The 16,974-nt window shown below is 67.6% G+C and carries 19 protein-coding genes; all 19 read left to right on the plus strand.

Annotation, left to right across the window (positions count from 1 at the left end):
- The 19 genes from cbiG (at position 1) to acs (ending at position 16,968) form a co-directional block, all read left to right on the plus strand.
- The gene (gene cbiG, locus C487_RS14305; protein WP_006186522.1) at positions 1-990 is read left to right on the plus strand and encodes a cobalt-precorrin 5A hydrolase; all 990 of its coding nucleotides are present in this window, start codon (positions 1-3) and stop codon (positions 988-990) included.
- Complete coding sequence (locus C487_RS14310; protein ID WP_006186523.1) at positions 987-1,883, plus strand: precorrin-3B C(17)-methyltransferase; 897 nt, start codon at positions 987-989, stop codon at positions 1,881-1,883. Before cbiG ends, C487_RS14310 begins: the two co-directional genes overlap by 4 nt.
- A 17-nt stretch (positions 1,884-1,900) precedes the next feature.
- A complete protein-coding gene (gene cobJ, locus C487_RS14315; protein ID WP_006186525.1) occupies positions 1,901-2,938 on the plus strand; it encodes a precorrin-3B C(17)-methyltransferase in 1,038 nt (345 codons plus the stop codon).
- A gap of 37 nt (positions 2,939-2,975) precedes the next feature.
- Positions 2,976-3,242, plus strand: coding sequence for a ferredoxin (locus C487_RS14320; RefSeq protein ID WP_006186526.1), 267 nt, complete (start codon positions 2,976-2,978; stop codon positions 3,240-3,242).
- A complete protein-coding gene (locus tag C487_RS14325) occupies positions 3,239-3,931 on the plus strand; it encodes a hypothetical protein (RefSeq protein ID WP_006186527.1) in 693 nt (230 codons plus the stop codon). The genes C487_RS14320 and C487_RS14325 overlap by 4 nt, the downstream gene beginning before the upstream one ends.
- 30 nt (positions 3,932-3,961) lie before the next feature.
- The gene (locus C487_RS14330) at positions 3,962-5,194 is read left to right on the plus strand and encodes a CbiX/SirB N-terminal domain-containing protein (protein WP_006186528.1); all 1,233 of its coding nucleotides are present in this window, start codon (positions 3,962-3,964) and stop codon (positions 5,192-5,194) included.
- A 43-nt stretch (positions 5,195-5,237) separates the two neighbouring features.
- The gene (locus C487_RS14335) at positions 5,238-5,609 is read left to right on the plus strand and encodes a DUF3209 family protein (RefSeq protein WP_006186529.1); all 372 of its coding nucleotides are present in this window, start codon (positions 5,238-5,240) and stop codon (positions 5,607-5,609) included.
- A gap of 2 nt (positions 5,610-5,611) precedes the next feature.
- Complete coding sequence (locus C487_RS14340; protein ID WP_006186530.1) at positions 5,612-6,889, plus strand: outer membrane protein assembly factor BamB family protein; 1,278 nt, start codon at positions 5,612-5,614, stop codon at positions 6,887-6,889.
- Between the two features lie 103 nt (positions 6,890-6,992).
- Positions 6,993-8,084 carry a hypothetical protein gene (locus tag C487_RS14345; protein WP_006186531.1) on the plus strand — a complete coding sequence of 364 codons (1,092 nt, stop codon included), beginning with the start codon at positions 6,993-6,995 and terminating at the stop codon, positions 8,082-8,084.
- Entirely contained in the window at positions 8,081-8,524 is a 444-nt protein-coding gene (locus C487_RS14350; protein WP_006186532.1) for a hypothetical protein, read from the plus strand. Before C487_RS14345 ends, C487_RS14350 begins: the two co-directional genes overlap by 4 nt.
- Before the next feature lie 29 nt (positions 8,525-8,553).
- The gene (locus C487_RS14355) at positions 8,554-9,297 is read left to right on the plus strand and encodes a hypothetical protein (protein ID WP_006186533.1); all 744 of its coding nucleotides are present in this window, start codon (positions 8,554-8,556) and stop codon (positions 9,295-9,297) included.
- A 69-nt stretch (positions 9,298-9,366) separates the two neighbouring features.
- The gene (locus tag C487_RS14360) at positions 9,367-10,218 is read left to right on the plus strand and encodes a hypothetical protein (protein WP_049908173.1); all 852 of its coding nucleotides are present in this window, start codon (positions 9,367-9,369) and stop codon (positions 10,216-10,218) included.
- Positions 10,219-10,518: 300 nt separating this feature from the next.
- The gene (locus tag C487_RS14365; protein WP_006186535.1) at positions 10,519-11,436 is read left to right on the plus strand and encodes a substrate-binding domain-containing protein; all 918 of its coding nucleotides are present in this window, start codon (positions 10,519-10,521) and stop codon (positions 11,434-11,436) included.
- Positions 11,437-11,472: 36 nt separating this feature from the next.
- Positions 11,473-12,144, plus strand: a complete 672-nt coding sequence (locus C487_RS14370) for an ABC transporter permease (RefSeq protein WP_006186536.1) — start codon at positions 11,473-11,475, stop codon at positions 12,142-12,144.
- Positions 12,145-12,193: 49 nt separating this feature from the next.
- Positions 12,194-12,997, plus strand: a complete 804-nt coding sequence (locus tag C487_RS14375) for an ATP-binding cassette domain-containing protein (RefSeq protein ID WP_006186537.1) — start codon at positions 12,194-12,196, stop codon at positions 12,995-12,997.
- A gap of 63 nt (positions 12,998-13,060) precedes the next feature.
- On the plus strand, positions 13,061-13,768 hold the full coding sequence (locus tag C487_RS14380) for a TOBE domain-containing protein (protein WP_006186538.1): 708 nt from the start codon (positions 13,061-13,063) through the stop codon (positions 13,766-13,768).
- 114 nt (positions 13,769-13,882) lie between these two features.
- On the plus strand, positions 13,883-14,314 hold the full coding sequence (locus C487_RS14385) for a universal stress protein (RefSeq protein WP_006186539.1): 432 nt from the start codon (positions 13,883-13,885) through the stop codon (positions 14,312-14,314).
- Positions 14,315-14,364: 50 nt separating this feature from the next.
- A complete protein-coding gene (locus C487_RS14390) occupies positions 14,365-14,865 on the plus strand; it encodes a universal stress protein (protein WP_006186540.1) in 501 nt (166 codons plus the stop codon).
- A gap of 102 nt (positions 14,866-14,967) precedes the next feature.
- A complete protein-coding gene (gene acs / locus C487_RS14395) occupies positions 14,968-16,968 on the plus strand; it encodes an acetate--CoA ligase (RefSeq protein WP_006186541.1) in 2,001 nt (666 codons plus the stop codon).
- Positions 16,969-16,974: the final 6 nt, after the last annotated feature.

A 16,974-nucleotide genomic window follows, 5' to 3' on the forward strand; every position in this document is an offset into this window, starting at 1 on the left:
ATGAGTACGGACAACGCTGACAACGCGAACGACGAGTCGGATTCCGACGGCGGCCACTGTTCGACGGCGGATTCGGACGGCGAGGTCGCCGAGGAGATCGCGATCATCTCCTTCGGGCGGAAGATGGACACCGCCGAGGAGATCAAAGCCGAGATCGGCGATCGTTACGAGGCGATCGACATCATCGAGTACCACGGCGACGTCTTCGAGGAGCACTGGGGCGAGTACGACTGTTTCATCGGGCTGATGGCCTCGGGGATCGCGATGCGGAAGACGGCCCACCTGCTCGATGACAAGTGGGAGGACCCCGCGATCTGCGTCGTCGACGAGGAACTGACGTGGGCGATCCCGATCACGGGCGGCCACCACGGCGCGAATCAAGTCGCACAGGACCTGGCGACGATGGGCGCTGTCCCGGCGATGACAACCGCGAGCGAGGCCGCGGGCAAGCAGGGCGTCGAGTCCCGCGCGAAGGCCATGGACACTCACGTCGTCAACGGCGACTCGACGGTCAAGACGAACCTCGCCGTACTGGACGAGAACCTCGGCCCCGTCGCCCGACTCGACGGGCCGAAGGCCGTCCTCGTCGGTGACGACGTGACGGTCCTCAAACGGAACAAGGACGACGGCGTCGTCCTGGGGACCGGTAGCGTTTCGGGGGCCAGCAAGGAGGCCTTCCTCGCGGCGTGGGAGGAAGCCCTCGAGCGGACGGACTACGATATCGACGACGTGGAGTTCGTCGGGACCGCGACCCGGAAAGAAGACGAGGAGGGACTGCTCGAGGCGGCCCAGGAACTCGATCTGGGTGTCGTCGCCTTCGACAAGGAGACGCTGCTCGAGCACGAGGGCCCGACGCCCTCGAAGTCGAAGGAGCTGATCGGCTGGCCGGGCGTCTCCGAAGCGAGTGCGATTGCGGGCGGGGCCGAGCAGGAACTGCTCCTCGAGAAGTTGAGTTACGAAAACGAGGTCACGGTGGCGATCGGTCGATGAGTTCGGGCGACGAAGTCGCCGAGACGGAGACGTCTGCGGACGCGACGGCCGGCGGCACGCCCGACGGCCACGGCACACTCTACGTCGTCGGCATCGGCCCCGGGCTGCCCGACCACATGACCAAGCGGGCGAAGGAGGTCATCGAGACCGCGGACGTCGTCATCGCCTCGAGCCTCTATCAGGAGTTCCTGCGCGACGACGGCACCCTGCTGCCGGAGGAGGAAACCGACGAGGACGGCACTGCAACCCGCGAGGACGGCTTCGAACAGGAGATCGTCCGCTCGACGATGGGCCGACAGATCGAACTCGCCCGCGCGGCGTTCGACCACGTCCGTGATGGAAAGGACGTGGCCCACGTCTCGGGCGGCGATCCGTCGGTCTACGGGAAGTCCGACCTGATATTCAAGATGGCCGAGGAGGACGACGCGACGGATATTCCGATCGAGATCGTCCCCGGCATCACCGCGGCGCTCGGCGGGTCGGCGAACGTCGGTGCGCCGCTGTGCAACGACTTCTGTACGGTCTCGCTGTCGGACAAGTGGCGCGGCTGGGACGAAATCGAGGAGAAGTTGCGCGCTGCCGCGGTCAGCGACTTCGTGATCGTCCTCTACAACTGCTGGCGCAACTACGAGAAGGCCGTCGAGATCGTCCGCGAGGAACGGACCGACGACGCTTACGTGGCCATCGTCAACGACGCGGGCCGCGCGGACGCCGGTCGAAACGGCGAGAGCCAGTTCGTTACCACCCTCGGCGAGGCCGCCGACCACGACGACAAGGTCTCCGGGATGGGAACCTCGCTGATCATCGGCAACCACGAGACCGAAACCTGGCGCAACGACGATCGAACGTACCTCGTCACCCCGCGCGGCGGGCGTGACGTCGACGACTTCTGAAATCAGTATCACCAACCATGAGTACGGATACGAACGCGGACACCGACGCTGACGCCGAATCGACTTCCAACTGCGGTGCCTCGAGCAGCGAGAGCACCAGCGAGGCGAGCACCGATCGCTCGAGTAGCTGTGGCGCATCGAGCGGCAGCGACGACTCGAGTAGCTCGAAGTGCGGGGCGTCCTCGAACTCCTCGTCTTCGAGTAGTTGTGGGGCCTCGAGTTCCGACGACGACAGTTCGAACGAGAAGGAGGTCGGCTCCACCGTCGACGACTTCGACGCCGACCCCGGCAAACTGAGCGCCGTCGGCCTCGGCCCCGGCCATCCGGAGGGGATGACCGACCGCGCGAAGTCGGCGCTGCTCGAGGCCGAGCATATCGTCGGCTACACGACCTACATCGACCTCATTCCCGACGAGATCACCGAGGAAGCCGACGAACTGTACGACACGCCGATGTGCGGCGAAGTCTCCCGCACCGAGGAAGCCATCGACCGCGCGTTGGCGGGCAACGATGTCGCCATCGTCGGCAGCGGCGACCCCAACGTCTACGCGCTGGGCGGGCTGGCACTCGAGATCCTCGAGTCCAAGGGCGCGACGGCGTCGATGGTCGACTTCGAGGCCGTGCCGGGCGTCCCGGCGGCCCAGTCCTGTGCGGCCCGACTGGGCGCACCGCTGGTCAACGACACCGTCTCGATCTCGCTGTCGGACCACCTCGTCCCGATGCCGGAGATCGAGTCGCGGCTCCACTCCGCGGCCAAGGAGAGCTTCACGATCACGATCTACAACCCGTGGAGCCGCAAGCGCCGGGAGAACTTCGAGAAGGCCTGCGAGATCCTGCTGGCTCACCGCGACGAGGACACGCCCGTCGGCATCGTCCACGGTGCCGGCCGCGAGGACGAGCAGGTGATGATCACCGAACTCGGCGAACTCGAGGAGTTAGGCGAGGACGAGATCATCGACATGACGACGACGATCGTCGTCGGCAACGAGGACACCTACGTCTGGGACGACCGGATGGTCACGCCGCGTGGCTACGAGACGAAGTACGACTACTGACCAGTTCGACCGACCGCCGACCAGCCGCAATTCACCAATGTCACGATACGAAGTTACGATCGAGAAAGACGCCTGCGACGGCATCTTCGCCTGTTTGACCCGCGACCCGCGCTTCGTCGAGGGCGGGGACGGTCTCGCGACGATCGATCCCGGCGCGGACCCGGTCTACGACTGCGAGGGCGAGGTTACCGACAACGCCGAGCGCGTCGTCGCGACGTTCGACGACGACCGAATCGACGAAGCCCGGCAGGCCGCCGCGGCCTGTCCGACGGACGCGATCGTCGTCGAGGAGGTGGGCGAATGAGCGACGCGGAATCCGCGACCGAGATCGAGGTTCCGTCGGACCCGCTGGCCGGCCACGCCGCGACCGCGTACTTTTGGGGCCACGTCGCCGGCAGCGGCGACGTCTCGGACGACGGCATCGAGATCGTCGCCAACGACGAGGCGTCCGCACAGGTGCTGGCCGCCGTCGCCGGGGGCGACCTCGAGCACGACACGACCAGCCGCGAGTACGCCCACGATACGTCGATTACGCGGACGGAAGACGAGTACACGCTCTCGATCGACGGTGACGACGACTCGGGCCTCCTCGGCCGTAGCGGTACACTCGGGCTCCCCGTCGACGGCCGCGGGAACTACCGGTTCGGCGCGTTCTCGAACTACGACCGGGAACTGCTCCGCGGACTGCTCGAGGGCTGTGGCACCGTCTGCTTCAAATCCTCGAGCGGCACGGTGGGCATCTCGTTCGTCCACGACGACGCGGACCTGCTCGAACTCGCACGGGAACTGATCGCCGAGTGCCCGGTCGATGCCCCGATGGGGGAGCTGTCGGAGACGTCCGCCGGGGGCTACTGGTTCGGCGTCGACGACGACGCCGCGCCCGACTTCGGCGCGTGGCTCTACGAGAACTGCGACGAAACGGGCCTGTTCGCGCCGAGCCGCCGTCGCAAATTGGAGCGGAGCCTCGAGCAGGCCGAGGCGTACGACGAGTAACCACCCGACAGATCGACACCCACGATACCGATGAGCACACCCGACCAGACCACGCCCGCACCGACAGCCGGATTCGACGACGAGGCCGTCCTCCTGATCGGCCACGGCTCCCGACGCGAGAAGTCCAACGAACAGGTCCGCGAACTGGCCGCCGCGCTCGAGTCCCGACTCGGGATACCGGTTGACGCCGCGTTCCTCGAACTCGCCGAGCCGGCGATCGACGAGGCCTTCGCGGGACTCGCGGCCGTCACGTCGCAGGTAACGGTCGTCCACTGCTCGCTGTTCGCCGCGAGCCACGTCAAAAACGACGTCCCGCTGGCGATCGAGCAGGCCCGCGCCGAACACGGTTTGGAGATCAACAACGGCGCGCATCTGGGTGTCCATCCCGCGATTCTGGACCTGCTTGACGACCGCGCCGCCGCGGTCGAGGCCGACCTCGGCGTCGATCGAGCGACCGACGACGTGGCCGTCGTCGTCTGTGGCCGTGGCTCGAGCGACCCGGACGCCAACGGCGACGTGCACAAGCTGGCCCGACTGCTCTACGAGGGTCGCGAGTTCGACCGCGTGGAGGCGTCGTTCATCGGCGTCACCGAACCGACGCTCGAGGAGACGCTCCACGGACTCTCGAAACACCGTCCCGACGCGGTCGTCGTCCTGCCGTACATGCTCGGCGACGGCGTCCTCACCCAGCGGGTCCGCGACTGGACGGCGGAGTTCGACGCGGACTATCCCTACGTCGACGCGCTGGCCGGCGATCCGCTCGGAACGGACTCGCGGCTGCTGGACGTCTTCGCCGACCGCTGGCAGGAGGCCCGCACGGAGAGCGTGGAGATGTCCTGTGACACGTGCAAGTACAAGGTCGATCTCGAGGGCTACGAGGAGGACGTCGGCGGGGCGCGGGCCATGCTCCGTGCGCTGGCCCATCAGGAGGCCCACGCCGACCGCGACGACATCGACGAGGAACCCGACAGCCACGACGCCCCGGAAAAGCACGTGGCCGTCTGTACCAACCAGACCTGTGCCAAGATGGGGTCGCCGGCGGTCCTCGAACGCCTGCGCCAGGCGGTGCGGGACTCCGACCACTGCGACGCCCGCATCACGCGGTCGTCCTGTCTGGGTCGGTGCGGCGACGGGCCGATGGTCGCGGTCTACCCCGACGGAATCTGGTACGGCGGCGTCGAGGACGATGACGCCGAACGGATCGTCGGCGACCACCTCGATCGGGACCGTATCGTGAGCGAACTCGTCGATCAGACGCTGTAACGCTGACCGAAACACACGAATTCGACACATCATACAGCAACCCATGAGCTGCCACGAAATCGAAGCACTACGACTCGGACTGATGAACGTCCTCGGCGTCGGGGACGACAGCACCCGCGATCACGCGGAGAAGGAACTCGAGGGCCACCTGGAGGGGCCGATCAAGGGTCTCGCGGAGGCCGATAGCCTCGCCGAAGTAGAACGCCATCTGGACGCGGCGTTGGTCGATCTGGAGGAGGAGGTCGCATCGATGGACAGCGACGACCCCGAGTACGACTACACGCGGGGGCGACTGCTCGCGGTCCGCGACGCCGAGCGGGCGGTCCAGCGACTGCACGCGCAAGGCGAGAGCATCGTCGATGGGCTCGGCGACGCTCACGACACCCTCCACGAGACGTTCCCGGTCGAGGAGTAACGATGGCCGAAACTGCCGATACCGAACGCGAGGACGCCCTCGAGCTCCGGTCGGTTCCGCTTGGCGAGATCGAAACCGCCCGGAGCCGTCACATGTGGACCCGATCCGCGGTCGGCTTCGCCGCCGCCGGCGATCTCGTCGTCACCGGCGAGTGGGACGGCACCGTCACCGCCCGCGATGTCGACTCGCTCGAGACCCGCTGGTCGGCCGCCCATCCGGATCACGCGGTCGGGATCGCGTCGCTCCCGGCGAGTGATACGATCGTCGTCGCGGGCCGCGGCCGGACGGGGACGATCGCGGCCTACGACGCCGAGACCGGCGACCGACGGTGGCGCTACGACACCGTCGACGACGTCGGCGAGGCCGTCAAAGACACCGTCTTCTACCTGCCCTACGTCGTCGCCTGCGAGACGGGACCCGACGCCGACGGCGACGAGCGGCTCTACGCCGCTGCGCGGCGCTACGAGCGGGACGGCGAGATCCGACGGTGGCACAGCACGGTCTACGCGTTCGATGCCGACGGCGCTGTCTGCTGGACCTACGAGACCGACGCCTCGCCCATCGCGCTCGATCTCGACGCCGACGGCGAGCGCCTTGCGGTCGGCTACAACCGCTGTCTGGGCGACCACGACACCGGTCTCGTCGTCCTCGACCCCGAGTCGGGCGACCTCGAGTGGACCTGGGACCCCGGTACCGAAGGCGACCGCCGCGTCGGCGACCTATCGTTCGACGGGGACTCGATCGCCGTCTCGAGTCACGGTGACAAACGCGGCTACCTGTTGGGTCCCGGTGGTGCCGAGCGCTGGCGGGTCGACCTCGCAGTCGAGACCGAACTGGACGACGAGACGCTGTACGCCTATCCGAACCACACCTACGCGGACGACGGCCGCGTGGCGTTCGTGACCGGCAACACCTATGCGATCGAGAGCCGCGAGACGGAGCATCGTCATCCGAACGAACACCGGGTCGCCGTGTTCGACGCCGACGGTGACCCCCTATGGGACGACGAGGTTCGGGGCTTCGTCCATGGCCTCGCCGCCGACGGGGGACGATTCGTCGCTCCCTGCGCCCAGAACTTCCGCGTTCGCGACCCGAGCACCCACGCCGTCCGCTGGTACGACCTCGAGTCCGGCGCGGGCGGGTACGAGCGGTTCGCGGGAATCGCGACGGCGGCCGCTGTCGAGGACGGCACGGTCGTAGCCATCGAGGAGCCCGTTGCATACCACGACGACGGCGAGACGCGCGGCGAGTACGCACTCTGGGCCGGCTCGCTCGAGTAGCGTCGTCGATCGGTCGTTTTCGGAACGGTTCGCCGGCGCGTTGGCTAGTCGCATACGCAAGGCCAACCCCCACAACGCTCACGAGCGTCCGTGTTCCCGTATAATGACCGCGAGTTCTGCACGCGACGGTCGCGAGGTGCGTTCGGATCCCGGGCGGGTCGAACGCTCCTCGAGCCGTCTCGACGAAACTGGGCGGACGACGGGACCGCCACGCCGGGTGATAACCGACGGCGGACAGGCGGAGATGGATGGGGTCGACGACCAGCCCGAGGACGCGAGCGACGCCGACGTGGCCCCCGGGGAGGGGGAGACGGACCCTGCCGAAAGCGAAGGGGTCCAGGGAGGGGACGACGAATCCGAAGGGGCAGTCGAAAGCGAAGACGAGGAGGAAAAAGGAGACGCCGAGGAAGAAGCGGAAGTCACGGACGGGGAGAGCGAGGACGAAACGGAAGCTGAGGTGGGAGAGGGCGACGACGAAACTGCAACGGACGGGGCGGACGCGGACGGCGAGGAGGAGGACGAGTACCACGTCGAAGACGCCGACGACGTCTATCAGGGCGACGAAACGGCCGGCGTCCTCCATCTCGATCTCGACGGCCTCTTCCTGGACTTGCTCGGCCTCGAGGTGAACCTGAATCCGGTCACGCTCGACGTCTCGGCGCGACCCGGCGGGAACAACCTGCTCGGGAACGTGTTGTCGGCAGTCACGGGACTTCTCGACGGCCCCGGTGCCGTGCTGGACAAGGTCCAGTCGCTACTGGGCAACCCAAAAGAGGTGCTCAGTTCCCTGGTTAGCAAGCCAAAAGAACTGCTCAGCAACGTGCTTGGCAAGCCCAGAGAGTGGCTCAGTAGCGCACTCGGCAAGCCGAGGGCGTGGCTCAGTGGACGCTTTGGCGGTGATACTGGCGAGCCGGCGGAAACCGACGAACCGGACGCCGAGGAAGCGAAACCAGCAGCAGCCGACGACGGGGAAGCGGAACCGAGCGAGGGCGACGGGACGACGGGCCGCATCTCTAAGGCGGCCAGCTGGCTCAGCGGGAAGCTGTCCGGGCTCGTTCCCAGTTTCCCGACCGAGGAAATCGTAGCGATGATCGTCAGCGAAGTCATCGAACAGCTGATCGAACGACTCGAGCCGGAGCGTGAGGAGGAGGCCGGCGGACAGGCGGAGCCGTCACAGGCGGAGGCATCATCATGAGCGACGATTCACTCACACAGCGGATCGATACCGAGAAAATCACCGAAAACGTCGACGTCGACGAACTGGTCGAGGGGACCCAGTGGGAAGAGGAGATCGACGGGGGCAAGCCACTCGGAGAGGTGCTTGGCGGACAGATCGGCGCGATCCTCGGGCGAGCGATCGGCGAATCCCTCGGTCGAACGATCGGGAACATGGTCGTCGACGAACTGCTCAGTTCCGGCGACGAGGACGAGGCAGAAGGCGAGGAGGGTGCCGAGGAGGGCACGGAAACGGCTGCGGAAGGTGCGAAAGCGGACGAAGAGGCTACCGAAGCGGACGAGCCCGAGATCGAGGGTGACGACGGGAGCGGCGAAGGCGAGGCCCAAGACGACGCCGAATCGGGCGAGGAAGGCGAAGCATCGGCGGACGAAGACTCGGAACAGGCGGCCGAGGAGTAATATTGTGATGCAACACACGCTCTCGTTCGATGACCCGGCTCGAGGTGGTCGCCGTGAGTGACGGGTCCGGACTGAAGGGGATGGTGGCCAACGAGGTGAGCAATCAACTCGACGCCGCCGATATGCTCGGCGACGGGTCCATCGAGGACGGCATCGACGGCGGCGAGGTCGGCGCAGCGGTCGGTCGACAGTTCGGCGAACAGTTCGGACGGGAAGTCGGGGCGGCGGTCGGCCGAGAAGTCCACGAGACGATCGCCGAAGGCGTCGACGAGGGGAACGACCTCGGCGAGATCAGAATCGAATTAGCGGCGGCGATTCGGGACGCGCTCGGGGATTCGGTCTCGGAGATCACGGGTCGCGATTCGCTCGAGTCGGTAGCCAGGAGCGTGACCGACGGCAGCAGCGCCGAGGGGGTCCTCGATAGCATCGGCGGCGACGGACGCGACGAACCTGCGGAAGACGAGTCGGAGAGCGATGCGCGGGCGGTACCCGAGGAGGACGTGTCCGAGAGCGACGCCGACGATGAAGGCGATGCGCCCGACGAGACCGAGGCGGAGCCGTCGATGGATGACGTCGCGGACCACAGGAGGGACACCCTCGAGGACTTCCTCGGAGTGATGTCCTACGGCGACTTGCAGTCGGTCGCGAAGGACGTCGGCGTAAAGGCGAACCTCAGCCGGGAGGAGATGACCGACGCGATCATCGAGGCAGTGATCGACGAGGAGGGCGATGACTCGGATTCGGGGTCAGAAGCCGAGGCAGCAGCCGAGTAGTCGACCGACACGCGCCCCCAACCACGGATCGCGGGACCGACGCCGGTGTAGTCACACCAGGTGACAGCTATGACCGACGCACAACGACGGGATCGAGTGGACGAAGTATTGAACCAGGCCGCCGCGTCGAGCACCGCGATCATCGCCGACGACGGCTCGGCTGACGGGGACGAGTCCCCCGAGACGACCCTGCTCGAGGCCGCCGCGGAAGCAAACGAGCTACTCGAGACGGCCGACCCCGACGCCCTGCTCGCAGCGGTGGGGCTGGACACGCTCGCGGACGGAACCGAACCGGAGTCGATTCCGGAGGCCATCGCCCGGGGCGACCAGGAGAACCTCGAGGACCTGCAGCGGTTGCTTCACCTCGCGAAACTTGCCGACCGGGCGAACGACCGCGATCTCGAGGCGACCGCCGACGGCCTTCGGGGGACGATCGGTGACCGGGAGGCATCCGCGAGGACGGACGCGGACACCACAGCGGATGCGGACACGGCGGCATCCGGAGGCGACGCGGCGGCGGAGACGGCCGACGACCTCGGGGATCGACTCCGCTCGTCGATGCGGTCCTCCGTCGAGCGGTTCGGCGACGATGTCGTGCAACTCAGAGACCGACTCGAATCCGCGAATGAGGGACCCGCCCGCAGCGACACGTCGGCGGCCGACGGGACGGCTGCCGACGCTCGATCCCCGGACGAAGGTGGTACCGAAGAAGCAGCGGACGAAACGGAAGTGGCGGACGAGGAAGAAACGGCGGACGAAGCGGAAGACGAGGGGGTTCTGGGATCGGGGCTCGGCGGTGACTGGGCGCGCGGAACGGCGGGCGGTCCGAGTCGCCATTCGACGATGGCACCGCCCCCGTCCGAGCGGGCGGACATGCGCGGGGTCACGCGTCACTCGACGATGCCGGACAAGCACGGGTAGCGGATCGGTTCGAATCGTCGATCGAAGCGGAGTCGACACCGAACGAGCCAGGACCCTGCGTCGCGACGATCAGCAACGCGGCGAATTACTCGCAGACATCGATCCGATGTTGGCGGCGACGCCGGGATTTCACCCGTTCCTCGACGAGGACGGTGCGTCCAGAACGTCGTGATCGCGGTGGCGGGTAACCGAATCCCATTACGCGTTCGCCCGCAGTGGGTCCTCGAGAGCGGTTCGTAACCATCGACGGGTTCCTTGGGCGGTACGTTTATCCCACTGTATTCCATCGTTGTTCCATAGATGGAATATCGACGGCGGGCGCTACTCGGAGCGGGTGCGGCGGGGATCGCCGCGGCCGTCGGGGGCTGCCTCGGATCGGACGCCGAGGGCGAGGGATCGATCGCCGGGGAGGAACTCGCGCTCGCGACGACGACCAGCACGGAAGCGACGGGACTGCTCGACGAGATCAACGTAGCGTTCGAGGAGCGCTTCGGGACGCGCGTTGCGGCCAACGCGGAAGGGACGGGAGCCGCGATCCGCTCGGCTCGAGACGGGAACGCCGATGTCATTCTGGTCCACGCCCGGTCGCGCGAGGACGAGTTCATGCAGGAGGGGTATGGCGTCAACCGGCGGGACCTGATGTTCAACGATTTCGTGATCGTCGGTCCGAGCGACGATCCGGCGGGTGCAAGCGACACCGAGGGGGCGGCGGCCGCCTTCGACGCCATCGCGAGTGCGCACGCGCCGTTCGTCTCTCGCGGAGACGAGTCCGGGACACACACGAAAGAGCTCGTCATTTGGGAGCACGCGGACAACGAACCCGGCGGCGAGTGGTATCGGAGCCTCGGCCAGGGGATGGGCGAGACGCTGACCCACGCCAACGAGGCCGGAGCCTACACGCTCGCGGATCGGGGGACGTACCTCTCGCGGGACGACATCGACCTCGAGATTCTGGTTCAAGGCCCGATCGAGGACGGGCCGGAGTTGCTCGCGAACCCGTACGGGATCATGGCGGTCAATCCCGAGATTCACTCGAACGTCAACTACCAGCTCGCGATGACCTACATCGGCTTCGTGACGAGCCCCGAGGGACAGGAGATCATCGCGGAGTTTACGGCAAACGGGGAGCAGTTGTTCTATCCCGAGGCGCTGTCCGCGGAACCGAACTTCCAGCAGTACGTTCCGGAGGGATGGCAGCCGGACTCCGCGGACGAGTGACGCAGCCGCCACCCGACCGCCTCCGGGGACTTACCAATGCCAATCGATGCCCTCTCCGATCCGACCTATCTCCGAAGCGTTATCCGGCTATCGCTGACGGTCAGTCTGTTCGCAATCCTGCTGAGCACCGCCGTGAGCCTCCCGATCGCCTTCGCCGTCGGGTTCGCGGACTTCCGGGGAAAACGGTTCGTCACGGCCGTCATCAACACTGGCATGGGGTTTCCGAGCGTCGTCGTCGGGCTCCTCGTCTGGTACGTCCTTTCGAATCGAGGCCCGCTGGGAACGCTGAACCTCATCTATACGCCGGAGGCCATGATCATCTCGCAACTCGTGCTCGCTACACCGGTGATCACCGGCGTCGCCCTCTCGGCGGTCGAGAGCGTCGACGATGCCGTTCGAGACGCAGCCTACGGGATCGGCGGGACTCGAGCGGACGTCGCCCTCATTACGCTCAAGGAGGCACGATACGGCGTCATCACCGGTATTCTCGCGGGCTTCGGCCGCGCGATCAGCGAGGTCGGCTCCGTCCTCATCGTGGGCGGCAACATCGCCTACGCCGACGGGACCTCGAAAACCCGGACCCTGACGACCGCGATCCAGTTCGAGGTCCGGAAAGGCGAGTTCGAGACGGCGCTGGTCCTCGGTGCCGTGTTGCTCGTCCTCGTGTTGCTCGTCAACGGGATCGTCCTGCGGCTCGGGGGCCGATGACCGTGCGAGCGCACCCCGTCGCCCCGACCACGATCACGGTGAGACGGCCATGAACTTCGAGCTCGAGTGTGCGTCTTACGGCGTCGACGGGACGCCAATTCTGACCGACATCTCGCTGACCGTCGGCGCGGGCGAAGTCGTGACGGTGATCGGCCCGTCGGGAGCCGGCAAGTCGACGCTCTTGCGGCTGGCCGCCTTATTCGAGCGACCGTCCGACGGCGCGGTCCGCTGTGACGGGACGGAGCCGTGGTCGCTCCCGCGAGACGATCGCCTCGCGCTCCGGCGGCGAATCGGGGTCGTCTTCCAGCAGGCGAGCCTGTTCGGGACCTCGGTGGCGCGCAACGTCGACGCCGGACGGCGGATTCGCCGGCCGTGGGCCAGCCGGCTCCGGGGCTTCGCCGAGCGGCTCGCGGCCCGCTGGATTCACGGGTCGCCGACGGTCGACGATCGGACGCTCGAGGCGCTCGAACTCGTCGGTCTCGGGGACGAGTGGGACCGGGACGCGGCGTCGCTGTCGGGCGGGGAGGCCCAGCGGGTGTCGTTCGCCCGCGCGCTCGCACCCCGCCCGGAACTGCTCGTCCTCGACGAGCCGACGTCCGATCTCGACCCGCGGAACACGGCCATCCTCGAGCGGGCGATCGGGCAGGCACGCGACCGCGATCACGGCGTGTTGCTCGCGACCCACGACATGCACCAGGCCGAGCGGGTCTCGGATCGGGTCGCCTTCCTGCTCGACGGCGAACTGATCGAGATCGGCCCGCCCGAGCGGGTGTTCGAGGACCCACGGGACGAACGGACCGCGCGGTTCGTCCGCGGCGATCTGCTGTACGATGACAACGAACTTCTCGTCTGACCGCGAAGGGTGACTCGAGACCCCCGTCGGCCTCGACGGGGCTCCCACCGGGGACCGATACCCATGGAAAAGGAGTTCGACCCCTACCTACGGATCGACGACGTAAGCATCGACCGCAGCGATGTCGCGATGTTACGCGCGATCGACGATCGTGGCTCGCTGTCGGGTGCGGCGGCGGCCCTCGAACGGTCGTACCCGCGCCTCCAGCAGCGGGTGGTCGAACTCGAGGCGGCGGCCGGACCGTTAGTCGAGCGGACCCGGGGCGGGGCCGACGGCGGCGGGAGTTCCCTGACGGGGACCGCCAGGGACCTGCTGGCGCGGTTCGATCGGCTGGTCGCGGCCTACGAGGGCGTCGCCCGCGTCGACGAGACGGTGCTCACGGGGCCGGTCGTCGACCGCGACGGTGAACTCGCGACCGTCGAAACCGGTGCCGGCGACGTGCTGGCTGTCGTCCCGACCGACGCCGCCACCGCGTCCGTGACGATCCGCTCCGACGCGGTCAGTTTGCACGCGCCGAGGGATGTCCCTCGAGCCGAGGGGACGAGCGTCCGGAACCGGTTTCCGGGGACCGTCTCGTGGCTCGAGACCGGCGACGCGGTCGCGAGAGTGGGCGTCACGCTCGCGGACGGCGACGAGGGGAGCGACCTCGTGGCGCTGGTTACGCGGCGGAGCGTCGCGGCCCTGGGACTCGAGCCGGGGCGGTCGATCGTCGCTTCGGTGAAGGCGACGGCAGCGCGGGGCGTCGCGAGGGACGAGCGGACCGAAGAGTGAGCGACGGACGGCGAGGGGACGAACGAACCCGCGTTCGGTGACCATATGGGACCCGCGGTGTCCGTCACCGTTCCGAGCCATAACCCTTTCTCGAGGGGACTCGTATCGATGCCCATGTACGATTCCGTTCTGGTCGCGACCGACGGGAGCGAGGCCGCGGCGACCGCGGTCGAGCACGCGATCGCGCTCGCGGACCGGTTCGACGCGCCGCTGTACGGTATCGCCGTCATCGACGAACGGACTGCGTACGATACCGGCATCGTCGATCCCGACGAGGTACGACAGCACCTCGAAGAGCGCGCGGCGGCCCGGCTCGCGGCCCTCGAGTCGGCGGCGACAGCGGCCGACGCGGCCGACGTGGCCGTCGAAACGGCGGTTCGATCGGGCGTCCCCCACGAGGAAATCCTCGAGTACGCGGGCGAACGGGAGGCGAGCACGATCGTGCTCGGTTCCCGCGGCCGGTCGTCGTTCAAGGGGGCGTTGCTCGGCAGTACCGTCGACAGGGTCGTCCGGATCGCGGATCGGCCGGTACTGGTCGTCGGCTAGCCGGTGTCACGGGCCGAACGTTTACCTCGTCTGTCGTGTGACGTAGTCGTATGTCACTGCTCGTTCCCTTCGACGGGTCGGAACTGGCGACGAAAGCGCTCGAGCGGGCGTCGACGTTCGGCGACCTGCTTGCCGAGGAGGTCGTCGTTCTGACGGTGATTCCGGACGATGCCGACTACGCGCGGGACCGAGGCTGGATCACGCAGGGTGAGCCGTTCGATACGGAAGCGATCGCCGCGGGGATGCAGCGCCGTGCCGACGAGGTCGCGCCGGCGGCGACGGTCCGGACCGAGCGGGTCAGTTCGGACGAACCGACCGCGACGTCGACGACGAACGTCGTCCGCGAGATACGACGTGTCGCCGCCGATATCGAGGCGTCGGTCGTGTTCATCGGCTCGGAGAACGCGGGCTCGGTCATCGCGCCGCAGTCGAGCGTCGGCGGGCCGGTCGCGAGCGATCACCGGTACGACGTCTACGTCGTTCGCGCACCCGAACACGAGGTCGATCCCGAGGAGATAGCCGACATCGATTCGACGCAGGGCGGCCTCTGATCGACGCGAGGACCGCCCCGGGGCGGCCGGGTGCGACACGTCCACTGCACGGCGATTCGGAGGAACGTTTATTCCCCTGACCATCCACGGTTCGGACGAGACATGGTCGATCGGAACGGGTGGGGTCGAGACGCGTCCACGTCCAGCGGCACCACCCACGCCCCACCCGAGTCGTTCGTCGAGCAGGCGAACGTCTCGGACCCGGGGGTCCACGACGAGTTCGAGACGAACTGGCCGGACTGTTGGGAGCGTGCGGCCGCCCTCCTCTCGTGGGACGAGCCCTACGAGACGGTCCTCGCGGACGGGGACGCCCCGTTCTATCGCTGGTTCGCCGACGGACGGCTCAACGCCTCGTACAACTGCCTGGACCGGCACCTCGAGTCGGGGCGGAAGAACCACGCCGCGATCCGCTGGGAGGGCAAACGGGGCGAGCGCCGAACCTACACCTACCGGGACCTTTACGTCGAGGTCAACGAGTTCGCGGCGGCCCTGCGGGACCGCGGCGTCGAGGAAGACGATGTCGTGACGATCTACCTGCCGATGATCCCGGAGTTGCCGATCGCGATGCTCGCCTGCGCCCGGATCGGCGCGCCCCACAGCGTCGTCTTCGCCGGGCTCTCGGCGGACGCGCTCGCGACACGGATGGACGCCGCCGACAGCGAGTATCTGGTCACCTGCGACGGCTACTACCGACGGGGCGATGCGTTCAACCAGAAGAGCAAGGCGGACAACGCCCGCATCGCCCTCGAGCAGGACGTTCGAACCGTCGTCGTCGATCGGCTCGGCGACGACTTGCCCCACGTTCTCGGCGACGACGAGTGGGACTACCACGATCTCCGTGATGAGTTCGCGGGCGAGACCGTCGCGCCGGTGTCCCGAGGTGCCGAGGACATGCTGTTCCTGATGTACACGTCGGGAACGACCGGTGAGCCGAAAGGCGTCGTCCACTCGACCGGCGGCTACCTCGCCCACGTCGCGTGGACGAGCCACGCCGTTCTCGACGTCAAGCCCGACGATACCTACTGGTGTGCCGCCGACATCGGGTGGATCACCGGCCACTCCTACATCGTCTACGGCCCGCTCGCGCTCGGGACGACGACGGTGATGTACGAGGGGACGCCGGACTATCCCGACCGGGATCGGCTCTGGGAGATCGTCGACCGCAACGCCGTCGACGTCTTCTACACCGCGCCGACGGCGATCCGCGCGTTCATGAAGTGGGGGTCGGACTACCCCGGCGACCACGATCTATCCTCGCTGCGCCTGCTCGGGACCGTCGGCGAGCCGATCAGCCCGCGCCCCTGGAACTGGTATCGCGAACATATCGGCGGCGGGGACTGCCCGGTCGTCGACACCTGGTGGCAGACCGAAACCGGCGCGGTGACGATCTCCACGCTCCCCGGCATCGACGCGATGAAGCCCGGGTCCGCCGGCCCGCCGCTACCGGGGATCGACGCCCGGGTCGTCGACGAGGCCGGCGACGACGTCGCGCCCGGCGAAACCGGCTACCTCACGATCGGCCGGCCCTGGCCCGGGATGGCCCGGACGCTGTACGACAACGACGAGCGCTTCGTCGCGGAGTACTGGCGGCGGTTTTCCGAGCCCGCATCCGACGACTGGCGCTACTTCAGTGGTGACACGGCCCGCGTCGACGAGGACGGCTACATCACCGTTCTCGGGCGGGTCGACGACGTGATCTCGGTCTCGGGCCATCGGCTGGGAACCGTGGAGATCGAGAGCGCGATCGCCGACGCCGACGGCGTCGCCGAGGCCGCCGTCGTCGGCCGCTCGAGCGAGACCGGCGAGACGGATATCTACGCCTACGTCAGCACGGAGAGCGGGCACGACTCCGGCCGGGAGATTCGACGGGCGATCCGCGACAACGTCGAGTCCGCGATCGGACCGCTCGCCCGGCCCGAAGCGGTAATCTTCACCCCGGAACTCCCCAAGACGCGGTCGGGCAAGATCATGCGCCGCCTGCTCGAGGACGTCGCCAACGGCGAGGAACTGGGTGATACTTCGGCGCTTCGTAATCCCGAAATCGTCGGCGAAATCCAGGCCGAGATCGGCGACGCGGACGATCGCGAGGACGCGGACCGGTAGCGGTTC

The sequence above is a fragment of the Natrinema pallidum DSM 3751 genome (genome assembly GCF_000337615.1).
GTDB lineage: Archaea > Halobacteriota > Halobacteria > Halobacteriales > Natrialbaceae > Natrinema > Natrinema pallidum.